The sequence below is a fragment of the Pseudoalteromonas sp. Z1A2 genome (assembly GCF_011378755.1).
In the GTDB taxonomy this organism is placed as follows: Bacteria; Pseudomonadota; Gammaproteobacteria; order Enterobacterales; family Alteromonadaceae; genus Pseudoalteromonas; species Pseudoalteromonas distincta.
The window spans coordinates 45,965-71,509 of the sequence record NZ_WTKX01000015.1 but is presented as its reverse complement, the minus strand read 5'-3'; the positions used below and the strand labels follow the sequence as shown (position 1 = coordinate 71,509).

The following is a 25,545-nucleotide window of genomic DNA, read 5'->3' as shown; positions in this document are numbered from 1 at the left end:
TTTTTGAGGTTGAATTTGCAGTAGACTGTCTGGTATTTAAGCAAGGCAGAGCCTATGAAGTGTGGTTATTAACCATACATAGTTGATAACGTAGTATTAATGCCAAACATGCGCTGCCCAAAGGTTCTGCCTAGGGAGATAGACTCTTTGTTACTAGGTTACAAACCTCGCGCCGCGATTAAATCGTCCTTAGATTGAACAAATTTCAATCCTTAAAGGTCAACAGCCCCTTCCTAAAACATAATCTTACAATTGCTTACACCCAGTACATAATAATTAGCGTAGGCTAAATATAATCCAACTTACATATGTATATTACGTTTAAACGAAAAAGCCCCAGCGCTGGATAGTACGTAAAATTATGCGCTGACGCTGCTTAAATAATAAAAATTTTAACGATACAACTAAATATAAAAAAGGAATTTGCATGATAAAACCACTTTGCTATTCACTCATCACTTTACTTACCCCCATAAGCGTTATAGCTCAAACAATGGCAATAAAAACAACGGATGAATTAGTATCAACCGATTCAGAGATTTTATTTGCATATAATAAAGAATTAAAACAATTAGAAGCCATCAATTTACTTACATCACTTAGTAGTGAACTTGCTTTACCAAAAAACGCCATCGGGTTTGATGTGGCAACACTTGCTAACATCACCGATAAACAAGCACTCGTACTAACAAGTGATGGCGTATATAAAGCCCAAGCAGGTAAACCAACATTGTTGTTTAATTATGAGTCGGTTCTTAATCAATTAAAAATAGATAAATTTGAAAAAGTAGACTTTGTTTTCGATGCTAACAACGATGGTCTAAGCGATATTTTCATTCCTGGGTTAGCAAGCAGTACTTTATACATTCAAAATAAAGATGGCAGCTTTAAGCCTAACCAATTTAAGCAAATACCTAAATATGAAGGCCGCTTTTCAGGAAAAGGGCTTTCTTTAGAAGTTAATATTAACAATAAACCTGTGGTTATCGATTTTAACCACGACGGATTAAACGACCTGGTTTTTTCAAATGACTTTGGAGCAGATGTACTACTTGCTAATTCAGAGGGCTTTGAGAAAAAGCTCACCTCAATTGATTTTAGCATTGAGCTAGGCGAGCTAAGCAATGGCGAGACTCGCAAAATAAAGCAAATTATTGATATTAATAACGACGGATTTCTAGATTTTACAACCAGACAGTTTAAGCCTACACAAGGTATGGACTCGCTAGATATAAAAATAGCACATACTTTGTACCTAGGGAGTGCTAAAGGTTTTGCTAATACGCCCATTACCTTATTTGAAACACAGGGCCCTAGTGAGTTATTGCTCAAAACTGATTTTAATAATGATGGCTTAATTGATTTACAAAAAATGGACTTAGATATTGGCTTAGGTACTATCGCCTCTATGGCATTAGGCGGTGGCAGTACTGATGTAGATGTAGAAATGAATCTTTATAAGCAGCAACCCGACGGCTCATTTGCCAATAAATCGAGTATTGAACTTGATTTAGAAATGGAAGTGGGGATGAATGGCGATGAATCAGAACCGGCTCTCTATTTAGGTGACATTAACGGCGATAGCTATATTGATGCGGTATACAAATACAGTAAAAAAACGCTGTATATTTATTATGGAGAGCAAGACTCACTGCTAAATGATAAACGCAAAAAATTAAAGCTAACGCTGCCTAAAAATAATAAAGATATTCTTCTGGTAGATATAAACCAAGACGGTAAAAAAGATTTTGTATTTAAATTTACCGAAGAAGATGGCACCAGCAAAATAGAAACACGATTAAATTAAGCCAATAAAAAAGCCCAACAGAATTAACCGTTGGGCTTTGGACTTAAGACTTTCGAGTAACAGTCAGCTTTACTCTAAGTAATAACACCTAAGCAGTTACATTTAGCAGTGAATCGCCTTCACTTAAACCAAACTTCTCTTGCACTGATGCAAGGATTGATTCTTTATCTTCATCAGACAACTGGTTTGAATACTCAGTTAAGAGCTCATCTAAGTAGCTCACTACCTCGTCTGTATCGACTGATTCTAATGAGTTTTGTGGCGGTGGCGGCGGTCTTTGACCTTCTGCTCTTCCTGCATCACCAATGCTTTTAGCATCAAACTCGAGTTCGCCCATTAAATCAGCAAGCTCTTTTGTTGGTTCAATACCTTGTTCTTTAAATGCAGCTTGAATACTTTGCGCATCGTCGCTAGTTAAGTTTTCTGCATCAAACTGTGCAAGCGTTTCTTTAACAAAATCACTTTGCTCTGTTGTTAATTTTGCAGCTTGACTACTTTGTTGCGGCACAAAACTCACAGAGCTGCTGCCAATATTATTAATCATTTTAGTATCCTTTCAACGTTCACGACGAGGTGGTTTATGTTCGCTAAGTTCTTGTTCACTAATTTCGCCATTACCATCGGCATCTATAGAATCAAAAATTGTTTGTGCATCACCGTGCGGCGGTTTTTTAGCACTAAACTCTTCAAAGCTGATTACGCCATCACCATCAGTATCAATAGTTGAAAAGTCAGGTTTTTCAGGAGGATTGTCACCGCCTCGAGCAGCTACATTAGCTGAAAAAGCAATAGATAATATTGCCACAGTGGCAAGAGTTGAAAAATGCTTCATAGTAATAACCTCGTATTTAAGAATTAAACTAAGCTTACGCTTTAAAAACGCAAACAATGTGCAAATAATGAGGAAGTAATAAATTATTTTTAATAAAAACTGATGATTCAAAAAAAGTTCTGGTTGATTGCTTTGCAATCAATATATAAGCTAATAAAATAATACGATTAATTACTCTCTGGCAGTAGTGTTACTGCCCTTAATTCTCAAAGCTGATATACTGCTTGAGCCAATTAAACAAACAAATACAGAGCACTTTCATAAATAATGATTAATAACCAACCCTACTTAGCAGGCAATCTGTGAAAATACCTAAACGCCTACAACCTCTTGTTGATGATGGCCTTATTGACGAAGTAATAAGCCGACTAATGAGCGGTAAAGAAGCCGATGTATTTATTGTGCGTTGTGGTGAACATATTCGCTGTGCGAAAGTGTATAAAGATGCGGTTAAACGTAGTTTTAAAAAAGCGGCACAATATCAAGAAGGCCGAAAGGTACGTGGTGGACGCCAAGCGCGTGCTATGGGTAAACGCTCTAGCTATGGCCGCCAATTAGAAGAAGAAATTTGGCAAAATGCCGAAGTTGATGCGTTATCTCGTTTAGCTGGCGTGGGTGTACGTGTTCCTGATACTTACTTTTGTATTGATGGCGTGCTGCTTATGGAGCTCGTCTCTGATGAAGATGGTAACGTAGCCCCTCAACTAGGACATGTCGTTTTTAGTGAAGAGCAAGCGATTGAGCAGTATAAACTCATGATACATTACATTAAGCTAATGCTTTGCGCAGGTATAATACACGGTGATTTATCTGAGTTTAATGTACTTGTAGATAATAACGGCCCTGTAATTATAGATTTACCGCAAGCCGTTAACGCCTCAGCAAATAACAGTGCACAAGCTATGTTCGCACGCGATGTCAATAACATACGCCGATACTATGGTGAATTTGCGCCAAGCATACTAAAAACTCAATACGCTAAAGAAATGTGGGCACTATTTGAAGAGGCCAATTTAACGCCTAATTCAACGCTTACAGGTGAATTTGAAGACAGCGACGAACTTGCTGATGTAGATTCTATTCTTGATGAAATCCAAGCTGCCGAATACGAAGAGTTTGACCGTTTAGAGCGAATTAAAAATGCTGACGACGATGAGTAACTCATCGTCATAGCTCATTCCACCTTACTGTGGATGCACAAACCGGTAGCCAACCCCATAAACAGACTGGATAACACTTTCAGTTTGTGTCACTTCATCTAGTTTTTTACGCAACTTTTTAATATGGCTATCAATTGTACGGTGGCTCACAATACGCTGATCGGCGTACATAGTGTCCATTAAGCTATCGCGCGAATAAATACGATTTGGGTTGTTAAACAAAGGTTTAAATAGCTGAAATTCAAAGTTCGTCAATTCTATGCTGTTAGATTTATATTTTACGCTATAGCTGCTTTCGTCAAGCTTCATTGTTGACTCTGTAACGTCACTTGCGTTATTTAATCGCCTTAAAATAGCTTTTACGCGTGCCACCAGCTCAGCATAACTAAACGGCTTACAAATATAATCATCTGCACCTAATTCCAGCCCAAGCAGCCTATCTATTTCTTCTACTTTTGCCGATACCATAATAATAGGCACATTTGAAAAGCGCCTGATTGCTTTACACAGTTCAATACCACTTTGACCTGGTAACATTATGTCTAGCAAGATTACACTCGGCCTGTTAATTTCAAGCCAAGGTAATACTTCATTCCCGTGATGTATTTGATGAGTAATAAAGTGATGGCTGCTTAAAAAGTCACTCATTAAGTTAGCTAGCTTTACTTCATCTTCCACAATTAGTATTTGTTCACTCATAGGCATCTCTGTAAGTAACCTTAACTTTATTTTATAAGCTAAATAGTTGGCAATCTAATAATAATAGCAAGGCCGCCTAAGCTGGCTTTTTCTGCAGCGATTTCACCTTTATGACCTTTAACTATATGCTGGCAAATAGATAAACCTAAGCCAGAACCGCCTTCTTGGCGATTACGCGAACTATCTACTCGGTATAAATACTCAAATAAATGCGATAAATGCGACTGATCTACACCTACGCCATTATCTTCGATTATAAGCTCTAAATAAGTTTGCCCTTTAATGCTTATATTATTAGCCGTTAAAGAAATAGTTGTACATTGTGCATAGTGTACTGCGTTCATTAGAATATTATCGAGTAGCTGCAAAAGGCGTGTTTTATCTGCTTGTACAGTTATGTGTTTAGCGCTATTTAGTAGGTATATTTTTATATTATGTTGTTCAAGCAAAACCTGATACTTTTGCTCAATAGTATTTAATAATAACGCCATATCAGTAGGTTGCATAGTGTAGTGCATACCTCCTAACTCTGCGCTATTGAGCATATGCAAGTCGTCTATTAAGCGTTTTAAATGTAGGGCTTCATCGTTAGCCGAACTTATATTTTTTGCGTTCGGTTCTCGTATACCAAGTAGCATAGCTTCAAGTTCACCGAGTAAAATACTCATTGGCGTCCTAAGCTCATGAGAAATATTAGCAAGCCAACGCTTACGTACTTGCTCATCTTTAGCGAGTGTAAATGCAAGCGTATTAAAATCTTCGCTCAACTGTCCTAGCTCGTCTTTTCGCTCAAGCGTGAGTTTGGTCTCGTAATTACCTTGCGTTAAGCGATGCATACCGTTAGCAATTTGCTTTACAGGGCTTACTAGGTGACGAGACAATAAAAAAGTAACCATTAATGTTAGCAATACCGCAGCTAAAGCAATAAACCATAAGTAGTTAGTTTGCTGCTGTAAAAAATCAAGCTCGTAGCCATCAACCAAGCTATCTCTTTTAGAAACTGCTAAGTAACCCACTATTTTATCGTTAACAATAATTGGGGTTGTTATATATTTTAAATCGCTGAGGTATCTACCCACTACTCGCTGTTTATTTTCGTCAAGCAAAGCGTAGTGAGCAATATTTTCTGGCGGTGGGCGGCGATCTTCCTCTAAACGAATATGATCTGGCGGCGGTCGTCGCATCATTCGCCCACGCGGACCTGGACCTTCTTGTGGCCTAGGCAAAAACTGGCTATTTTCTAATTGCGATTCAACACGTTTTCTAAAGTTTTCGCCATTGCCGACAACACGCTCCCATGAGGGTGTTTGTTCATATTGCTTTGCAAATTGCACAACAAGTGGTTCAAGCGCTTTCACCTCTTTTGCATTAACAAAATCAATTACGCCTTGCCCTATGCTCCACTGTATAAGAACCACCAGCCCTGCAATAACACTAAAGGTAAAACTAAATAGTATTAAAAAAAGTTTATTATGAATTTTCATTAATGCGTGTTTTCAACCTTGCTAGGAAAGCTCTCAAATCGGTATGTTATAAACTCTTTGGTTTGGTCGTTAACATACAGCGTAGCAACTATTTTTTTACCTTGAGCGGTCCAATACATATGACCATGATTATTTAAAGTAACCGATACGGTATTTATACCAGTTTTAAATAAGTTAGCAGGTAAATGCAACGCTTGTCCGTAAATTCGCTGTATTTTAACCCCATTAATGTATAAATGAGCATGACCTTGTAAAAAACCGGTGTCTTGGTTTGTTGTCACGCCCATCATTTGTTGCATGTTCATCGTGCCCTCTGGCGGCACAGACAAATCATAACGCTGTGTATCTAAAATTAAGTTATAACCCGACATACTATCTTTTAATAACTTAAGGCTTAATGCCGGGATTGGCGTGTCATTTGGCACAGCTATAGGCATATGGCTATGATCCATCATTTCCTGCTGCGCAAAGAGCTTGAAGCTCAATAGCGCAGCAGTTGTTAGGATCAATGCGTATTTAAAATAACGCATAGTTACTCCTTACATTCCCGGTGGTGGACCCATTGTTTCGCCAGTATCACAGCGACCAATTGAATTAGCGGCTAATTGACCTTTAAAACGAGGCCCTATTTGATAAGGAAAAGAAGGCTGTAATTTACCATCACTGTCTAACGTTAGTGTTATATGGTAGTGATAACCCTTACCATCATTAGTATCGTGGCCGTTATGCTCATCTAATTGAGCACCGGTTACTGTTTTTTGCGCGTAGTAATAATCTTCAAAGTAATAACCATCGTCGGCATTCAATGTATTACCAGAGAGCGTCGTTACTTGTGCACCTATAGCAGGACCTGCATCACTTGTTTGTGTACCTTGGCTAACATCGTATTGATCAACTAAGGTACAGCTTCGCTCACCCTCAGTACCACAACCCCCTTCACTTGTAGGTGCACCGTAATCTCGCATTTCCCAGCCACTTAATGCTAGTTGTCCGTTACTTTCATAAGGACCATAAAGCGGATAGCCATCAGCTGCAAACCCATAGATAGGTGAATGCGCATCGCCATCATCTTCGAGTAAATCAGCTAAGCAACTAGTATAAAAATGGTGATGATATTCACCGTTAGCAGCATGTCCGCCACACACATCAACATCATATTGCTCAGCAATGGGCGCTAATGTATACCAAATATTATTTCCGTAGCTCATACCATCGCCCCAGTTAAATATACTGGTGCCATTAACCATTAAGCCAACTGTACCTAAACCTGTTTCGCAAGTTTCAGCGTCAGATAAATCGGTAGGTGTTAGCGGAAAATACGCTTCAACCGCTTGTTCTGTTGGGCAACCCGGTCCTGGAGGCCAATAACCTGCACCGCCTGTGTCATCACAGTTTTCAGTGCTGCTGTTATAGCCAATATCTTCACCAAAGGAAATGGTTTGCCCTACTGCTGCAGAAGTTACACCGTTATAAAAATCGGTAGCTGCACGCGGGCGGTTATTTAACGCGTCTACTTGGTCTTGTGTAAGCGTTACATCATATTTAGGAATGTCAGTAGTTTGCACATACATGTATTCAACGTCAGCATCTTCCTCAGTAACGCTAACAACCTCAACTGATTGAACATCTTCAACCACTGCACCATTATTTTGTATGTATGTAGAAGTTGTATCGTTGTTAATTAACCAGCTGGTAAGTTTTGCACTATTATCAACTGTATCTGAGTCTGATGAAGCAATAACATTAACTATAACTGTATCTACAACGACATCGTTTGTGCCATCATCTGCACTAATTTCAAATACAAGTGCTTCATCGGTTAAAACTTCAGGTGCAACAAACTCTGTAGACGTTGCAGTACTTGAAGATAAACTAACGGTAGTGCCTGATGTTTGTGACCAACTAACCGATACTTCACCGTCATCTTCAACCATTGAACTTAAATAAACGGTATCGCCCGCATTAACAGTTTGGTCAATACCAGCGTCAACCGTTGGAACACTATTACTGACTGTATCGCCGTCTGTTGCAGTACTTGTTGAATCGCTATTGCATGCGCTTAAAGCGATACAAAGCGCACTTAACGCAAATAACTTAGTTGCATTAGCAGCTTTTGTTTTAAGAAGTGTTTTCAATGCTTGAACCTTTACTTTAACGTTTAATAAAACAAAGTTAACAAGTAAAAGTGCAAACAATGTGCACAAACAAAGGAAAATTGTGATCAAAAAAAGACAACCTAAGTTGTCTTTTTGCTATTTAACTGGAGTCTGGTTATTTATTTTTTTTCAAATGTTTATCAAAAAAGTCTAAAAATGCCTGAAGAGTTTTAACTCTGTGTTCTTGATAAGATAAGTAATGATCGCCATCCTCAAGCTCAATATAAGTAACATCTTTTGCTTCATCATCAAGTTCATCCTGCATTTCTCTACTATGATAAACAGGTACTACACTGTCGTCAGTTCCATGTACAAGCAATATTGGTCTTGTTATTTTTTTAGCAAAATTCACTGGAGAATTAGCTTCTAGTAAATCATCATCAGTTCCAAACTGCTTTCTAACGATATTTTTGTTTGTAAAGTGTCGTGCTTTACTCACTAAATACTGTAAATCACTTACCCCAGCAAAACTAGCTGCACATTTAAACGTTTCTGGGTGCTTAATTACAGCCATTAACGCTGCATAGCCACCATAGCTAGCACCACCAATACAAATGCTATCTGCTTGTGCTATTCCTTGGTCAATTAACCAGTTTGCACCGTCTTGCAAGTCATCTTGCATAGCCAAACCAAAACCTTGAATTGACTGCATTAAAAAGTCGTGCCCATAGCCACTCGAACCACGGAAATTAGGCTGTAAAACAGCATATCCGTTATAGGCTAATAAAGCTGTCCAGTAATCAAAATTAGCATAATCCCTTGCCATGGGGCCGCCATGTGGAAATATAATTGTTGGTAACTTATCACCTTCTTTATATTCTACTGGTAGAGTTAGATAGCCTTCTATTTTCAAGCCATCTCTTGCCTTGTAGCTAATGCGCTTTTTGCCTCTGTATACAGAGGCATCTATTTGCGGATAAACATCAGCAATTGCACTCACCTGCTTTTTTACTCTATCCCCAAATAAATAACTACCAGACGTTTTGTCTGAGCTGATATAGAGTATATATTTTTGCTGATCTTTACTGGTACTTACAATGTCTAATTTATATTCATCTTTAGGGAGTGATACGCGCAAAGAACGATGTAATTTATCTAAGTCTTTATCCCAATATTTAATACCATCATCTAAATGTGAATCAGTAAAGCCTGCAACTTCGCCAGTTTGTTGTGAATAAAAAATAGACCCATCAAAATCATATTTACTATTACTGTAAATTAGCTCGCGAGCTTTAGTCGTTAAATTGAGTTTAAATAATGCATCGCGCCCTTCATGTAACGCAGTGATGTATAAAAAATTAGAGTCTTTATCAAACCCTAATATAGAAATACTTTGCTTACTAAAAACCTCATAATCAAATAAAGTTTCCCACGACTGTTTATTCTCATCAAAATAATCGTAAGTAAATTGCGTATCGTCCATTTTTTTTGCAATACGAACTTTACCTTGCCTGTCGGCAAACCAAGTAACTACATTACTGCGTGGTCTTTGTATTTGTGTCTTACGTAATGTGGTTAAATCTAACTCATAAACTGCTGGGGTATTTGCTATTTTAAAATCCCCTTGAACTAAAATTTTATTTTCTTTTTCAGGTAAAAAACTAACAATTCGGTCTGAATATTGTGGCTGGATTTCATCTCTTACTGTGTTGGCTTTAAAAGCTAATTTAAGACCTTTATCATTTTTAAAGTTATACGCATACATAAGCGTTGATGTATATTTAACTCCGCCAAACTGATATTTTATATAGCGAGCACCAAGTAACAGTACGTCATCATTTGCCCAGTTATACCAATCAAAAAACACTGTATGGTTATTTGAGTTTATAATTGGTGTTGTAACCCCCGTCTCCAAGTTTTTAACCATTAAGATTAAAGTCCCTTGATGGTTTCTTATAAAAGCGAGGTTCTTACCATTGGGAGATAGCTTCACTTGGCTAAAATCTTTTAAGCCTGCAAAAACCTCTATAGGTAGTTTTTTATCTTGTGTGGCAAAAGAGCCAAAACTTTGCAAAGCAATTAACAAAGTGAAAATGTACTTAAACATTCGTAAATCCTTTTATTATTATATTCCTAGGTAAACGATTATTTCACAACTGTGGCCTTTTAAGCAAAAACTTATCTTTGGTTGTACTAAAGTAATCGCCGCCCATTTTGCCCACTGCATTTAATAATTCAGGGTCAATATAGCCACCACTCATCACTTCATCGTCTATACAAATACCCACTACATCCAGCAACATCATTTTTCCACCGCCAGGCTCATTTGAAATACTAATAACTTCGCGTAACTTACATTCAAACCGTACTTTTGAATCGGCAACGCTTGGCGCGTTAACTAACTTACTTGGAGCTTGGGCAATGTTAGCTGCATCAAACTCGCTTATATCACTAGGATAATTTGCACAACTTTGGTTCATTTTTTCAACTAGCTCTTGGCTGACAATATTAACCACACATTCTTTAGTTGCCATTAGATTACTAAGCGTATCTTTATTCGTTTTATCACTAGGGTTTACTTGCGTAACACTTAAAACAGCTGGCTTGCAACTAGCCACAGTAAAAAATGAATAAGGCGCAATATTTGCACTACCTTCGCTATTTAATGTACTTATCCATGCGATAGGCCTTGGGCTGATACCGCCTACTAAGTAAGAGTAAACATTTTGGTTGGTATTTTCGGTGAGATCTAAAAACATATTTTTTCAACTAAATAAGAATATCAACATGCCTAATATCTTAATCCGATGAAGGTTGGGGTTAAAGAAGATTTACAAATGAGAAAAGTTAAAAAGTAAAACCGAGCCTTCAGGCTCGGTTTTCAATCCATTTAGCAAGGCGCTACATTATTGAATACTCTGACTTTTGTTTTTAAATCAAATGCAGCATAAGCTGCAACAATAATAAAACACCCCGCAGGCACAACATAAGAAAACGCGACACTGTATGTATCAATAAACACAGCTTGGAATACAGGAACTATCGCTCCACCTAAAATAGCCATTACTAAACCAGCAGCACCTAGTTTTGCATCATCGCCTAACCCATGTAGTGAAATCGCGTAAATAGTTGGAAACATTAACGACAAGCAAGCCGATATACTTACCAGCGCCCATACGCCACTTATATTTGGCATTTTCACCATATAAAAACACAGCAGCATTGCAATAATAGAGGTTGCCATTAACAGTTTGGCAGGACGAATAAATCCCATAAGCCAGGTCATTACAAATCGAGAAACTAAAAAGGTGATCATACTGTATTGTAAAATACTTCCCCCAGTAACTTCATTTGTATCGAGTGCCTCCATTACGTACTGGATGGTAAATGTCCATACACAAGTTTGCGCCGCAACATTAAAAAACTGGGCGATAACACCAAAGCGGTAATGGGTATTTTTAAACAAGCGCTTAAACGTTGCACTAAATTCTACATGCTTAGAGACTTTTTTTTGCTTACAAAAATTAGGTGTTTTAGTAAACGCAATTGCCAACCAAATAAAAACCAACACACAAGCCATACCAACATAAGGCACCATAACTGCATCAAGTTCTGCGCTTATAATGCTAGTTAATTGCTCACTATTCATATTTGTGCGCTCACCAGAGGTTGCGGTATTGAGCTTTGGTAAAATAAGGGTGGCGGCTAAAAAAACACCAATGTTAGTACCGACAGGGTTAAATGATTGCGCCAAATTCAACCTGCGAGTTGCACCTTGTTGGGTGCCCATTCCCATTACATAAGGGTTTGCTGATGTCTCTAAAATAGATAAGCCTCCAGCTAACACAAACAAAGCCACTAAAAAAAAACCATAAGTCATTGCTTGGCTGGCGGGATAAAACAAAAATGCTCCGATTGCAGCCATCCCTAAACCGGTTAACACACCTGTTTTATACGAAAAGCGTTTATTGATATATGCCGCCGGAATAGCTAGGCAAAAGTAAGCTCCATAGTAGCTAAATTGTACCAATGCAGACTGCACTGACGACATAGTAAAAATTTTACTAAACACTTTTACTAGCGGATCAGTCATGTTTGCCGCAGCTCCCCATGCAGCAAAGCACAGAACAAGTAAAATAAAGGGAACCACCATCTCCTTGGAGACAAGAGGTGTTTGTGTGTGTGTGTGTGTGGTCATTGCCGTGTCTCAGTTGTTAATGTTAAGTAAAGCATTTAACCAGTTAAATATCATTCCGTCAATAAATCAACTATAGTTATTTATTGACCTCCTGTGACTTATTTATACTCTGTCGTAAATTTAATAATAAGAAATGAACCCGGCAATAAAGCTAATATAGTCGCCAATTACACACACTCGGTGTACAATTAATCAGGTTATTCAAGATAATAACAACTAGGTAGGAATAATTATCAAATCTAAAAACCCTCGACTCTCTTTACAAGAAGGCCGAAGCCAATCTGGCCTGCGTGCTCATAATGAACGCCGAATTATGTCATTAATTCGCCAACACGGTAGTGCTCCAAAAGCTGAAATTGCACAAAAAACAGGGCTTTCAGCACAGGCCGTCACAGTAATTATCAATAGTTTAGAAGCCGAATCGTTATTAATACGGAAAGACCCTCAGCGTGGTAAGGTTGGCCAACCAACCATCCCATTTGCGTTAAATCCAGATGGTGCATTTGGAATTGGCTTAAAAGTAGGTCGTCGCAGTTTTGATTTAACCTTGATTGACTTAGTAGGAAATATACGCGCAACTTTGCACGAAAACTGCGCTTACCCCACAGTACAGAGCTTGCTAACCTTTTTAGAGAAAGGGATCAGCGTACTTAAAATGAGCTTAAGTGACGAATTAGCCAAGCGTATCTTAGGTGTGGGTGTTGCAACCCCTTACGAAATTTGGAACTGGACAGAAGAAGCCGGCGCTCCAAAAACAGTATTGAATGAATGGAAGTCTTTTGATTTTAAAGAAAAAATAAATCAAATTGTACACCTTCCCGTGTATGTATGTAATGATGATACTGCGGCTTGTTCAGCTGAATTAAGCTTTGGTAATCCTGCTCGTTTTAGCGATTTTTTATATATTTTTATTGGTACTTTTATTGGTGGTGGAGTTGTTATAAACGAAACCTTATTTACTGGTAAAAAAGGTAATGCCGGCGCTATAGGTTCATTACCTAGGCCTATGCTTAATAGAGAAGGACAACTAACCTCCCAACAACTTATTATGCAATCATCACTGTATATTCTCGAAAAAATGCTCAAAGGTGATGGCTACAATACTGACATACTATGGAGTTCAAAAGAGTATTGGGGAGACTTAGGCCCCGTACTCGATAAGTGGATAGACCAAGTTGCAGATGGCCTCGCCTACGCGGCATTGTGTTCTTTAGCTATTTTTGATTTTGAGGCAATTGTCATTGATGGCGCCATTCCTATCAATGTCAGAGAAAAAATAGTTTTGGCAACAAAGTTAAAATTGAGCCAGGCTGATCATCGCGGTATTAATCGCTGTGAAGTACAAAGTGGCTCTATTGGCGCCAAGGCTCAATCAGTAGGCTGCGCTAACCTTCCGTTACTTATCAACTTTTCTCAAGATCACGCAAGCCTTTCACACCACTAATATACTTTAAAGTTAAAAAGCAGCCATCGGTAACGTTGGCTGCTTATTTATTTTTTATCAGAGGTAAAAAATTCACTTAAACAATCAAAAAGCTGTACAAAAAATAATAAGTAATAATAGTTGATTTATTATTTTAAGTTCTCTACATTCTATTTACAAATTTGATAACACTGACATGTTTGATTAATAAAACCGCAAATTTGTATACACACACAACAAAGAGAGAACAGAAAAATGAAAGTATCAGCAAAAATGACTCTAATTGCAGTCGCTGTAGGTCTATCCATATCCCCTAGCGTCTTGTCACAAGAGCAACAAGAAGCAAAAAGTGATTTAGGGTTTGAGCGCATCATTGTAACGGGAACATCTCGGCCAAAAGAGAAAATCGAATCAACTAATGCAATAACTACCTTTAACGAAGCAAAGTTAGAGCAATTGGCTCCGCACAGTGTTGCTGAATTAGTGCGAAGTATTCCTGGTTTTCATGCCGAAGACACCGGTGGAGAAACCGGTAACAACGTAGCCCCACGAGGCTTTCCGTTATCAACGCAAACAGAGTTTACAGCACTACTTCGTGATGGTATGACCGTGTTTTATAATCAAGATATTTTATTTACTCAAAATGATCGCTTTACCCGTTTGTCTAATTTTGTTGGCAGCGTTGAAGCTATTCGTGGTGGTGCCTCGTCAATTTTTGTTGGTAGCGCGCCAGCTGGGTTTATTAATTTTATTTCTCGTGAAGGCTCCGATGATACCCAAGGTGATGTGTTTTTTGAAACCAACAGCAACAACCGCCTAGGTGGACAAGGTTGGGTTAGCGGATCAATAGACGATCAGACAACCTATGCTGTTGGCGCTTGGTATCGCAAGGATGACTCCGCACGCGATCCGGGGTATACAGCTAACCAAGGTGGTGAGCTTAATGGCAATATTAAGCACTTTTTTAAAGATGGCAGCGGCTTTACCCGCTTTGAGTTTAATAAACAAAACGATAGATCATTCTTTTTTATTCCTCAGCCATTAATAGGCTCAACCACCAATGCTAAAACAATCCCAGGCGGGATGGATATCAGAGATGGCACCACCGGTAACTCAGCAGGTGCGCGTTTATTAACTCTTAATAACACCCCAAGCGGCGACATTGATTTGGATATTGCAGATGGTAACTACGCTAATGTGACCTACTTTGGCAATACAACCGAAATTGAAATCAACGAAAACTTAGTCTTTTCAAATCAAATGCGTTATACCGATATGCTAACAACCTTTACCGGCATCATTAACGTAGGTAACGCCGAATCGTTAGCTAGTAAAGCACAAGCTATATATGCTGCAAATACTGATGTCCTTGCAGGTGCCATGGTTGATGGTAACCTAAGTTACGATATACGCGATGCAGGAAACGGCTTTGTATTGGCTGATTCAAGCAACGTAAATACCTACAACACCAATGGATACGGAATAAACGCAGGCTTTTGGCATAGACGTTTTGAAGGCGATAACTTTCAAAACGAAACCAGATTCAACTACACCTTTGATGATGTAGGCGAAGGGACTCTTTATGCTAATTTTGGCTTATTCTTCTCTAATATTAATGGCCATGTTACCGACTATCGAATTAATACACTGCAATCAGTAGAGCCCCTGCCGCAGCGCTTAGATGTTGTATTTACAGATGCACAAGGTCTTGACATTGCCAGCGGTACTTACAAAGGTATTCAGGCTGGATCACATGGTTTTGCCGATATTGTTTATAGTGAAAATACCCTTGCGCCCTTTGCTGACTTTGAATACGAGCTTGAAGATGTGTCGTTTAATCTGGGCCTAAGGTACGAAACCCTCAAAGCAGATGGGGAAGCGCAAAACCAAGCTAATTACACAATTGACAGTTTTGCCAGCGATACTGATACCGTCAATGGGAATATTACCCTGCCCTTTGGTGATGGGACTTACCGAAACTTTGATGTTGAATACAACGAAATGGCATGGACAATTGCAGCTAACTACAAATTTAACGACGACTTAGCGGTATTCACTCGATATGCAGATGGTTTTCGTATGCCTGATGTAGATAAATACATGGCGATTACCAACCTAACTAGTCAAGAGGAAATTAATCAATTTAATAACTCTGAGAGACGCGAAACACAACCAGCTTCAACGGTAATGGCCGAGGTGGGCATTAAATATAACGAAGGTGATGTCGCAGCATTTGTAACCGGTTATTTCGCCGCTGCGGATGATTTATTCTTTAATGTACCTACTGTTGAAAATGGTCAAGTAGTGCAACGTCAAGCCTTTAGAAACACAGAAACCTTAGGTGTAGAAGCCGAATTTAACCTGCAAATCACCCAAGACTGGCGCATTGGTGTATCTGCAACGTACCAATCACCCGAATTTGTAAACACACCAGCGGCGCAATACTTGGATGCTAATGGAAGCTCTGCCTCTATTGATATAAACGGCAACTTACCTGTACGTGTGCCTAAGCACTTTGGCCAATTAACTAGTAGCTATCAGTTTGAAGATTTTTCGTGGGGTATGGCAGCTATTCATGGTAGCTACTCTTGGAGCGGTAAACGTTATGCCGACGACGCCAACACAGCAGAACTGCCTATGTATGGCATGTTAAACCTTGGTTTATCCCTTGAAAACGAAGACGGTTATTACCTTCGTGCCGATGTTAAAAACCTAAATAACTCAGAAGGCTTATCAGAGGGGGATCCTCGCGCAGGTGAAACGGTAGCAGGTCAAGCAACTACATTTAATGCGCGCGTTGTCTTACCTCGTACCTTTAGCCTTACTATTGGTAAGCGTTTTTAATTTTACTCTAATCTAGGGTATCGTCATGCAAAGCGATACCCTCGCAATTTTTAGGAAAATATAATGGAAGTAGTTGCAATTGGTGAAGCTTTAATAGATATACTCTCACATGACTGCATGCACAATAAGGCATCAAATAGCGAACTAGACTTCACACAGTTTGCCGGAGGCGCACCCGCTAATGTTGCTGTAGCCGTAGCAAAGCTTGGTGGTTCAAGTTATTTGCTTGGTAAAGTAGGCAATGATAAATTTGGTCGCTTTTTAATAAATGCACTCAAAATGTATAATGTAAACACATCTTATGTTGGCTTTTCAAAAAAAGGGAAGACGGCACTCGCGTTCGTATCGTTGGATGAAAACGGTGAACGTACATTTGAATTTTACGATAAAGATGCTGCACATTACGATTTACAAATAACCGATTTAGAGCCCTCTTTATTTTCAACACCTAAAATTGTGAGTTTTTGTTCAGGCTCTTTTGCAAAACCTTTAGTATTAAATACAACCTTACATGCGCTAAAACACTTTAAAGAATCAGGCTCGGTTACATGCTTTGACATTAACTTTCGTTCAGCCTTCTGGGATGAACCACTCACAGCTAAATCTGTTATTGAGGATGTTGCTAAAACAGTTGATGTTATTAAAGCGAGTAAAGATGAGCTGATCTCGCTTTATGGAATAGAGCATATTGATACCACCATTAGAAGTTGGGTAGATAGTGGCGTAGCTTTAGTTTTAATGACCGATGGTGGCGAGCCTATTACTTTTTCATCTAGCTCATTTAGTGGTACTTATCCTTGCCCTCAGGCATATGTTGTGGATACCACAGCTGCAGGCGATGCGTTTGTAGGTGGTTTTTTATATCAAATATCTTCGCTAGTGAGTAATAAAACAGAATTTACTGACTGGGCAAGTAACTTTACTAACGTTTCAAAGGCTATCGACTTTGCTACTAAGTGCGGAGCCAAAACAGTAGCAACGTTTGGAGCCTTTGATGCCCTACCTACATTCCATGATATCTCGGCGAGTACCCTTAAATCTTCGTGTCGATGTTAAAAACCTAAATAACTCAGGAAACTTATCAGAGGGAAGTTTCACTCAGGTGAAACGGTAGCAGATCAATCAATTATATTTAATGCGCGCGTTGTCATATCTCGTGTCTTTAGCTTTACTATTGGTAAGCGTTTTTAATTTTACCCTAACTGAGGGTATCGTCATACAAAGCGATACCCTCGCAAGTTTTAGGAAAAGATAATGGAAGTAGTTGCAATTGGTGAAGCTTTAATAGGTGTACTCTCACATGACTGCAAGTGCCAAAATTGCTTAAGTATCACGGTAATTCTCCCTATTTATAATACTTCTTTTATTGGCGACTCATTTTAGTATCACCTTAACATGAGTTGCCTATATCAAAATCGTTTTTACACTAGTCTTCTTTTACATTTAATACGTATTGGTTTTGTCCTATTATTTATAATGCCACGGTTTTAATATTGCCAGTATGAAAGAAAAAATAAACATCGTGTGGTTTAAACGTGATTTACGTCTTAGCGATCATCAACCATTAAAAAATGCATTTAGTAATGGCTTACCGACCCTGTTATTTTATAACTTTGAGCCATTACTGCTCGAAGATGCACACTACAATGAGCGGCACTGGCGCTTTGTGTATCAATCGATAGTTGAGTTAAATAATCAGCTAGCGCGTTTTAACGCCTGTGTTTATATATTTAATTTAAATATGAACGATTTACTTGAGTCGATAAAGACGCAGTTTGAAATAGTTAATATTTTTAGCCATCAAGAAATAGGCTTAAACAACACCTTTGAGCGCGATAAGGCAATAAAAGTATGGTGCCAGCATAACCACATTAATTGGCAAGAGTCGCAAACAGGCGCGGTTATTCGCGGCAAAAAAAATCGTAATAACTGGAATGAACGCTGGCAGCAAACAATGCAAGCACCTATTGCTGTTCCTAATTGGAAGAGTATAAAAACAATTACCCTCAATAACTACCAAGCACCTGAGCTGCCAAGCGCTTACACGCAAGATCACGACAGCTTTCAACAAGGCGGCCCGTTGCATGCACGCCAAGTAATGCAGAGCTTTTTTACCGAGCGCGGTAAAGGTTATCAAAAAGGAATATCGAGCCCAAGTTTAAGCCAAACCCATTGCTCTCGGCTTTCGCCTTATTTAGCGTGGGGGAACATTAGCCTTAGGCAAGTGTATCAAATGGCAATTGATGAATATCACTCAAAGCACCCCGATAAAAGAGGCTGGAAGCGCCCGCTTGCTGCGTTTGTATCGCGCTTGCATTGGCACTGCCACTTTATGCAAAAGTTTGAAAGCGAATGCTCTATGGAATTTTTAGCCCTTAATTCGGGTTATCACGTATTTCCGTATCGCGATGATGAACATGTTAAAAACGATATTGAACGCTGGGCGCAAGGTCAAACAGGTATTCCCATTATTGACGCTTGCATGCGCTGCTTAAAAGCCACCGGTTATATAAACTTTAGAATGCGCGCCATGCTTGTAAGCTTTGTAACCCATCATTTAAATATAAGTTGGCAGCAAGCAAGCTTTCCGCTCGCTAATTACTTTTTAGATTTTGAGCCAGGGATTCATTATCCGCAAATTCAAATGCAAGCCTCGGTCACAGGTATTAATACCATTAGGCACTACAACCCAATTAAGCAATCAGAAGATCAAGATCCAACAGGTTCGTTTATTAAAAAGTGGTGCCCCGAGCTTGAAAAACTCCCTATTGAATATTTACATCAGCCTTGGGAGCAAACTCCAATGGAAGCACTCTTTAACGACTTTAAGTTAGGGGAGGATTACCCTGAACCCATGCTTGATTTAACAGCGGCCTCAAAAGAAGCACGCGAACGCTTATGGCAATACCGTGAGCGAGCCGATGTTAAAGGTGCCATAGGGAAAATTCTTAAAAAGCACGTTGGGGGTACTCAAAAAGTTACTCGAACAAAAAGTAAAACGGATACTAAAAATAACAGTAAGGCTAAGTAAGCATGGCGCACAAAAAACTAAACTTACCTCAAAAAATATGCCCTATTTGTAATAAACCTTTTACGTGGCGTAAAAAATGGCAGCGCGACTGGGATAACGTTATTTACTGTTCAGAGCGCTGTAAGCGAAATAAACAGGGGTAACAATTAACTGGCGCCTATTTTGCAACATCATCAGTAATTAGTGCTTTTAAGGCTTTATATAAGTTTATTTTGTAAATAACGCTTAGATAACCTGAAAAGCTTACACTCTAGCAAGGAGAAGATGATGACGATTAAAAAAACGGCAAGTTCAACATGGTCTGGCGACATTAAAACAGGCAAAGGTAGCATATCAACTCAAAGTGGCGCGCTTAATAAACAACCTTATGGTTTTAATACCCGCTTTGAAGATGAGGCGGGCTCAAACCCTGAAGAATTAGTAGGTGCAGCGCACAGTGCATGTTTTAGTATGGCGCTTTCACTTGCATTAGGTGATGCAGGCTTTACCGCAGATAAAATTGATACTAAAGCCACTGTAAGCCTTGATGAAGTAGATGATGGTTTTTCGGTGACGCATATTGCCCTTGAGGTAAAAGCGCGTATTGATGATATTCAAAACGAGCAGTTTCAAGCTTTATGTGAGCAAACCAAAAAGAGCTGCCCTATTTCAAAACTCTTAAATACCGAAATATCACTAGATGCGACACTTCAATCAGCATTTTAAATATTTAGGTTTAGATTACTGTAAATAAAGCACATTAAATTAAAGCCAAGTAAATTATTACTTGGCTTACTAATCATCAAGATACCTTTTTAGAGCTGCTTATACCTAAGACTTCAGATAATAAAGCGATCCCCATGCCAAGCGCGGGCCAAATCACCCATAAGGTGTTTGGTGATGTAATTAAATTAATTAATCCTAAAAACACTAAAGCAACTGCATACTGTTTAAAACTTTGAAATATTGTTGTTGATGTATTCATGTTTATCCTCCTGATAATGTATAAATCTATTTTTATATAAAAACGAAATGTAAACCCCTGCCAAATGTCATTAAATAGCATGACATTAGTCATCATATTACTCACATATAAACAATCACTTATTATGTTAAAAAAAATATAAACTAATACTTTAATCTATTTGTGTTAGGATCTACCCTCAACTAACTTTAAAAATAAACATCAGAGGGTGAACTAAGTGATCGAAAAATCAAAAGATTGTGAAAAAGTGACATGTAGTAATTGTGCTGACGCCAACGATCTTGAATTTGATTTTTCTATGGCTTTTCAACCGATTATAAACTGTAAAACTCGCCTAATTTATGGCTATGAAGCATTGGTTAGAGGTTTAAATGGCGAGTCTGCTTATTCAATTATTTCAAAAGTGAATGAAGACAACCGCTATGCATTTGATCAGCTTTGCCGTATTAAAGCCATTCAACTAGCCGCAAAGCTGGGCATAACATCAATGCTAAGTATTAATTTTTTACCTAATGCTATTTATAAACCAGAACGATGTATACGCACCACACTAGAAGCTGCAAAAAAGTATAACTTTCCTATTCAAAATATTATGTTTGAATTTACTGAAGTAGAAAAAATAGAAGACACCGCACACATTAAACGCGTTGTTGATTACTACCAGTCTCTCGGATTTAAAACGGCTACCGATGACTTTGGTGCAGGTTATTCTGGTTTAAATCTACTGGCTGACTTTCAAACAGATATTATCAAGCTTGATATGGCGCTCATACGCAATATTAACAACGATAAAAAACGCCAATTAATAGTAACTCATTGCTTAAATATGTTTCGCGACTTAAACATTACCGCACTGGCTGAAGGAATTGAAACAGTAGAAGAATATAAGTGGCTAAAAAACGCAGGTGTTGAGCTTATGCAAGGGTATTTATTTGCCAAACCAAGCTTCGAAAACTTGCCTGAGGTAACCTACGTTTTTAATTAGGAAAACCTACAATATGCAAACACTTTATTACAATTATTTAATTTCCTTATAAAACTGCATTAATATAATACCCATTTTAGTAACAAGTTTACTCAATTATAAGAAGGGATACTTATGCGCTTTTTAATGCCACTCACTTTACTCACACTTAGCTGCACAGCGTCTGTAAACGCTGAGCAGTCAGAATCAAAACAATGGTTTAACTCTATAAACTACGCAAAAATTGATTCTGATTATTACAACGATGATGTGTACGGGTTATCAACTCACTATTACTTTGAGAAGCAGCAAAATTCAGGTGTGTGGGATGATTTTGGCTACTTAGATACAGATAGCAATATAGGCTTAAATTATTTTAATTCAGATGGTTATAGTGGAAAAGGTATTTTTGGAGAAGGTTTTTACGGCAATGCTTTTGCAACTTTTGAACTACCTAATATTGGTGATGCCGACAACTATTCACTAGGTTTAGGTTACTTATTTGCTGATTCACTAAAAGTATCTGTACGTATGTTAGATTATGAATATAGCGATACAGTTTATTTGTTTAAAGCTCAGTATAATCATGAAATTAACGACACCGACTACATTGGTTTTACTGTTGAAACAGATGATGAAACAGAGTCGTGGGACCTATCATCACGTTACTTTGCCCATCTTTATGATGACAGCTATTTTGCTGTAAATGTTGACTATCTAGATGTTGGCGACGACTCAGTTTTTAATGTGCTCGCAAACTATTACTTCAATAAACATGTTGCAGTCGGTATTGGCTCAAACGACTCTGATTTAGTTATTGAAGGTAAGTACTTTATTAATGATAGCTACTACTTCACAGCTAATTACACTGATAATGATAACTACGATGTATACAACCTTAGCTTTGTAGCCCAGTTTTAATAAACACAAAAAAAGCCGCCTTGCTGGGTCTGCTCAGTTAACCAAGGCGGCTTTTACTAAACAACTATAACTACATATTACCAAGCTCTATCATCATTGCTGTGTACATACGTAAATTCAGTTCAAGTTGCTCAAGTGTCATAAATTCATGCTCTGAGTGACCTGTGTAGCGCTTACCCGGCATTGAAGGGCCAAACGATACCGCATTATCAAACAGCTTTGCGTTAGTGCCACCACCTATTGATACAAAGTCAGCTTTTTCGTCGCCCGTAAAATGCTTGAAAATATCAAGCAGCTTTTGCGCATGTGGCGCGCCATCAAGTAGCATAGGTGTGCCAATAATTGTTTCTATGTTAGCAAGTGTTACATTGTTAGTAGCTTGCCAATTAGCGAGTGCATCATCAATTTGCTTTTGTAATACAGCTTCATCTTTACCCATTGGACGACGTGCATTTACAGCAAGTGTTAGCGCATTACCATCGCGCTCAATAACGGTTGGTGCCACTGTCATTGGGCCCATAAAGTCGTGCTTGTAAGCTATTTCGCCAAATTGTTTACCGTGAATGTCTAAACCAATTAACTGATTCACAAAGTCGATTAGCTCGCCGTCACTGTTATTTTCAAGCTCCACACCTTTAAATAACTCAGCTAAATAAGCAATAGCATTTATACCCGACTCCGGCTCAGATGAATGCGCCGACATACCTTTAACGCTTATTGCTAAGCCATTACTTTTTTCACTAAAGTTAAATTCAACTTTATTTAATGTTTTAGCTTTTGCTTTTAATGTATTAATAAGTGCCGCGTCTGCATTGTGAAGCACTAAGCTGGCATCTTCTGGAATTTGACTTCTAAACGCACCACCAGTTACATCCTTTACATATAAACCCGTTTGTGGTGATGTTGCATTAAAAGTAGGTGCAATTAAGCTCCAGCCTTTCTCGGCAACCACTACAGGGTATGATGCATCAATGGTTACGGCATACTTTGGTTGATCGTAAGTTTTCATGAACTCGGTCAATGGGCCCCAGTCAGATTCCTCAGCTAGGTAAATCATCAGCTCTATGCGGTTATCAAGCTCTATGCCTTTATCTTTAATTGCTTTCATGGCGTAAAGCGCTGTTGCTATTGCACCTTTGTCGTCCTCAGTACCACGACCAACTAATTTACCCGGTTCAGATGTATCAATAATAAAAGGGCTTTGTTTCCATTTGCTTGCATTAGCAGGTTGCACGTCGCCGTGGGTTACTACCGTTACTTTTTCGCTTTGCTCGCCCATACCAATTAATACGGTGTAGCCTAAATCTTGGTAGTCAAAACCAAGCTCTGCGGCTTTCATTTTTAAAAGTGCTTTAAAGCCAATAAAATCGGGATTTTGAGGAGTGCTAATGTCGCTTTTATTAACCGTCGGAAAAGCCACTAAGTTAGTTAGTGTGTGTATTTGAGCATTTTGGTAGGTATTTACTGCGTAATCGGCAACGCTATCAATATTTTTATTTAACTGCGCATGAGCGCCAAATGCAAATAAAGCAATACTGGCTAAAGCTAACTTTTTCAAAACAATTCCCATTTAATTAATAACTAAGAGCGGTAATTATAACGCTATGAAGTGCCTACTTATAGCTCTTTACGCCAAACACACAGGTAACTTAAGGTAAATAACCGGAACTCTGGATAATAAATCTATCTCAAGCAGCTATTTTCAGCGCTAACTGCGTTGAACTTACTTGCAATAGGCCAAGTAAATCTCTTGCCCAGAGTTCATGTTAAATATTTATATAGCAGCTTTTATGAGGATGACTGTATAATGCGCGACTTAAAATTAACAGGGTATTTAATTGTGAACCGTCGTAAAAAAATCGTCACTAAATTTCAAAAAAAAGATAAACGCACTAACGCTAAATTGCATAAAAGCAACAAACCGTCTTATGTATCAAAAGCTGAGCGCGAAAAACTAGCTGAACAAGAAAGTAATGAGCCACAGGCAACCCAAGAGTAGCTTTATGTTACCTGTTGCTTTGATAATTTAAAGTGGCAAAAGTAGCGACCACTTACATAACATACCACTGTCGTGGCAACTATAAGTTCAAACGTGGCTAAGTAATTAACTGTATCTACATATGGCATTGCGAGGTTTATACTTTGCATCCAATCAGCCATTTTAAATAATGCAGTTGCCCCAATAACCATTGGAAATGTAAAAGCAGCGTAGCTCGGCGTAAAAGGTCTGCTTAATAACTTTATAAATAACACATAAACAATCAGTGTTTTTATTATCGCTAATATAAATAATGCCCCCACTATAACAAGTGATGGATTAGCTACAATATGAAAATACCCCGCTAATGTTAAACTGGCAGGCGCAGCTAAAATGGCAAGTGTTGGCTGTATTTCGTAGTCACTTTTTAAGGCTAATAAAAAACGATAAAACATAATTGGCAGCATTATCGCGTACGTTGATATACCAATAACCAGCGCACTATAAGCTAACCACGCTAATGTCGGATTTCCCGAAAAAGTAACATCTGCAATAATTATCCCTACTGGTGGCACAAACCAGCTGGGCGCCATATCCTCAAAGTTAAACTTTTTTGCTCGCTGGTATAAAAAGCTCACCAAAAATGTGAGATGCAGCACAAAAGCTAAAACCCACATAATATCACCAGCCAATGGGTTAAATTGCCCAATTGAGTTTGAAATAACAAGATTAGCCATTGCAAATGTAGGGATCACACTTCCTGCAACTGGGTGTGCTAAATCGGCTTTTAATAAATGAGGGTGTAGTAAAAACTTAGCAGCCAAAAGTAAAACTAATACGCCAGCTAATACCGCTCCCAAAAATTGCCCTTGGGAGTTTAAATTAAAAACGTTTTCCCATGTCCCCCCCATACTGGCAATACCCAAAGCTAAACCGGCCATAGCTGTTGGCGCACCCATCACTTTATTTTTAAATTGCTTAAACACTGTATTTCCTAATCATTGGGTGATGAACAAGTTACTGCTTTTTACTGCATTGCCTTAAAATAACGCTGTAAAATTAGTACAAGCGTGCTTAATAGAACGCTTTTTGCGTACAAATATTTCATAAAAATAAGTTTACGGCTTACATATTAAAGCGTATG

General features: G+C 38.5%; 23 protein-coding genes. 11 read left to right on the top strand and 12 right to left on the bottom strand.

Features of this window, described 5'->3' with window-relative positions; translation table 11 throughout:
• Nucleotides 1–427 precede the first annotated feature (427 nt).
• Entirely contained in the window at nucleotides 428–1,807 is a 1,380-nt protein-coding gene (locus GQR47_RS11820) for a VCBS repeat-containing protein (protein ID WP_024597037.1), read from the top strand.
• Nucleotides 1,808–1,895: 88 nt separating this feature from the next.
• Here GQR47_RS11820 and GQR47_RS11815 read toward each other — a convergent pair whose 3' ends face one another.
• Both GQR47_RS11815 and GQR47_RS11810 read right to left on the bottom strand, forming a co-directional pair.
• Nucleotides 1,896–2,351, bottom strand: a complete 456-nt coding sequence (locus GQR47_RS11815) for a hypothetical protein (protein ID WP_024603529.1) — start codon at nucleotides 2,349–2,351, stop codon at nucleotides 1,896–1,898.
• 12 nt (nucleotides 2,352–2,363) lie between these two features.
• Complete coding sequence (locus GQR47_RS11810) at nucleotides 2,364–2,639, bottom strand: EF-hand domain-containing protein (RefSeq protein WP_165723823.1); 276 nt, start codon at nucleotides 2,637–2,639, stop codon at nucleotides 2,364–2,366.
• Between the two features lie 302 nt (nucleotides 2,640–2,941).
• On the opposite strand from GQR47_RS11810, the gene GQR47_RS11805 reads away from it, so the two are divergent.
• Nucleotides 2,942–3,799 carry a PA4780 family RIO1-like protein kinase gene (locus tag GQR47_RS11805; RefSeq protein ID WP_002958167.1) on the top strand — a complete coding sequence of 286 codons (858 nt, stop codon included), beginning with the start codon at nucleotides 2,942–2,944 and terminating at the stop codon, nucleotides 3,797–3,799.
• A 24-nt stretch (nucleotides 3,800–3,823) separates the two neighbouring features.
• Here GQR47_RS11805 and GQR47_RS11800 read toward each other — a convergent pair whose 3' ends face one another.
• The 7 genes from GQR47_RS11800 to fucP all read right to left on the bottom strand — a co-directional run bounded on the left by GQR47_RS11800 (nucleotide 3,824) and on the right by fucP (nucleotide 12,276).
• Nucleotides 3,824–4,498: a response regulator gene (locus GQR47_RS11800; RefSeq protein WP_024597035.1), complete on the bottom strand. Its 675-nt coding sequence runs from the start codon at nucleotides 4,496–4,498 to the stop codon at nucleotides 3,824–3,826.
• 38 nt (nucleotides 4,499–4,536) lie between these two features.
• Nucleotides 4,537–5,982 (bottom strand): ATP-binding protein, encoded by a 1,446-nt coding sequence (locus GQR47_RS11795; RefSeq protein WP_024597034.1) that lies wholly within the window; start codon nucleotides 5,980–5,982, stop codon nucleotides 4,537–4,539.
• Entirely contained in the window at nucleotides 5,982–6,512 is a 531-nt protein-coding gene (locus GQR47_RS11790; RefSeq protein WP_024597033.1) for a hypothetical protein, read from the bottom strand. Before GQR47_RS11790 ends, GQR47_RS11795 begins: the two co-directional genes overlap by 1 nt.
• A 9-nt stretch (nucleotides 6,513–6,521) precedes the next feature.
• On the bottom strand, nucleotides 6,522–8,177 hold the full coding sequence (locus tag GQR47_RS11785) for a YHYH protein (RefSeq protein WP_024597032.1): 1,656 nt from the start codon (nucleotides 8,175–8,177) through the stop codon (nucleotides 6,522–6,524).
• 76 nt (nucleotides 8,178–8,253) lie between these two features.
• Entirely contained in the window at nucleotides 8,254–10,185 is a 1,932-nt protein-coding gene (locus tag GQR47_RS11780) for a S9 family peptidase (RefSeq protein ID WP_024597031.1), read from the bottom strand.
• A 43-nt stretch (nucleotides 10,186–10,228) separates the two neighbouring features.
• Nucleotides 10,229–10,837 carry a flavin reductase family protein gene (locus GQR47_RS11775; RefSeq protein WP_024597030.1) on the bottom strand — a complete coding sequence of 203 codons (609 nt, stop codon included), beginning with the start codon at nucleotides 10,835–10,837 and terminating at the stop codon, nucleotides 10,229–10,231.
• A gap of 131 nt (nucleotides 10,838–10,968) precedes the next feature.
• Nucleotides 10,969–12,276 (bottom strand): L-fucose:H+ symporter permease, encoded by a 1,308-nt coding sequence (fucP, locus tag GQR47_RS11770; RefSeq protein WP_029753314.1) that lies wholly within the window; start codon nucleotides 12,274–12,276, stop codon nucleotides 10,969–10,971.
• A gap of 226 nt (nucleotides 12,277–12,502) precedes the next feature.
• Here fucP and GQR47_RS11765 point away from each other — a divergent pair, with 226 nt between their 5' ends.
• The 6 genes from GQR47_RS11765 (at nucleotide 12,503) to GQR47_RS11740 (ending at nucleotide 20,279) form a co-directional block, all read left to right on the top strand.
• Nucleotides 12,503–13,720: an ROK family transcriptional regulator gene (locus GQR47_RS11765; RefSeq protein ID WP_310736023.1), complete on the top strand. Its 1,218-nt coding sequence runs from the start codon at nucleotides 12,503–12,505 to the stop codon at nucleotides 13,718–13,720.
• Between the two features lie 234 nt (nucleotides 13,721–13,954).
• Nucleotides 13,955–16,543: a TonB-dependent receptor gene (locus GQR47_RS11760; RefSeq protein WP_024597027.1), complete on the top strand. Its 2,589-nt coding sequence runs from the start codon at nucleotides 13,955–13,957 to the stop codon at nucleotides 16,541–16,543.
• Nucleotides 16,544–16,606: 63 nt separating this feature from the next.
• Entirely contained in the window at nucleotides 16,607–17,599 is a 993-nt protein-coding gene (locus GQR47_RS11755) for a carbohydrate kinase (RefSeq protein ID WP_002958156.1), read from the top strand.
• Between the two features lie 445 nt (nucleotides 17,600–18,044).
• Entirely contained in the window at nucleotides 18,045–19,574 is a 1,530-nt protein-coding gene (locus GQR47_RS11750; RefSeq protein ID WP_024597026.1) for a deoxyribodipyrimidine photo-lyase, read from the top strand.
• A gap of 2 nt (nucleotides 19,575–19,576) precedes the next feature.
• Complete coding sequence (locus GQR47_RS11745; protein ID WP_002958154.1) at nucleotides 19,577–19,717, top strand: DUF2256 domain-containing protein; 141 nt, start codon at nucleotides 19,577–19,579, stop codon at nucleotides 19,715–19,717.
• Between the two features lie 124 nt (nucleotides 19,718–19,841).
• Complete coding sequence (locus GQR47_RS11740) at nucleotides 19,842–20,279, top strand: OsmC family protein (protein WP_024593544.1); 438 nt, start codon at nucleotides 19,842–19,844, stop codon at nucleotides 20,277–20,279.
• 76 nt (nucleotides 20,280–20,355) lie between these two features.
• Here the strand turns inward: GQR47_RS11740 and GQR47_RS11735 are convergent, their stop codons facing one another.
• Nucleotides 20,356–20,538, bottom strand: a complete 183-nt coding sequence (locus tag GQR47_RS11735; RefSeq protein WP_002958152.1) for a 2TM domain-containing protein — start codon at nucleotides 20,536–20,538, stop codon at nucleotides 20,356–20,358.
• Nucleotides 20,539–20,755: 217 nt separating this feature from the next.
• Between GQR47_RS11735 and GQR47_RS11730 the strand changes: the two genes are divergently transcribed.
• Both GQR47_RS11730 and GQR47_RS11725 read left to right on the top strand, forming a co-directional pair.
• Entirely contained in the window at nucleotides 20,756–21,523 is a 768-nt protein-coding gene (locus tag GQR47_RS11730; RefSeq protein ID WP_024598258.1) for an EAL domain-containing protein, read from the top strand.
• A gap of 114 nt (nucleotides 21,524–21,637) precedes the next feature.
• Nucleotides 21,638–22,423, top strand: coding sequence for a putative porin (locus GQR47_RS11725; protein WP_024597025.1), 786 nt, complete (start codon nucleotides 21,638–21,640; stop codon nucleotides 22,421–22,423).
• A gap of 70 nt (nucleotides 22,424–22,493) precedes the next feature.
• On the opposite strand, the gene GQR47_RS11720 is transcribed toward GQR47_RS11725, so the two are convergent.
• The gene (locus GQR47_RS11720; RefSeq protein WP_024597024.1) at nucleotides 22,494–23,981 is read right to left on the bottom strand and encodes a dipeptidase; all 1,488 of its coding nucleotides are present in this window, start codon (nucleotides 23,979–23,981) and stop codon (nucleotides 22,494–22,496) included.
• Between the two features lie 249 nt (nucleotides 23,982–24,230).
• Between GQR47_RS11720 and GQR47_RS11715 the strand changes: the two genes are divergently transcribed.
• Complete coding sequence (locus tag GQR47_RS11715) at nucleotides 24,231–24,422, top strand: DUF2986 domain-containing protein (protein ID WP_024597023.1); 192 nt, start codon at nucleotides 24,231–24,233, stop codon at nucleotides 24,420–24,422.
• 2 nt (nucleotides 24,423–24,424) lie between these two features.
• On the opposite strand, the gene GQR47_RS11710 is transcribed toward GQR47_RS11715, so the two are convergent.
• Nucleotides 24,425–25,387, bottom strand: coding sequence for a TDT family transporter (locus GQR47_RS11710; RefSeq protein ID WP_024598259.1), 963 nt, complete (start codon nucleotides 25,385–25,387; stop codon nucleotides 24,425–24,427).
• Nucleotides 25,388–25,545 lie beyond the last annotated feature (158 nt).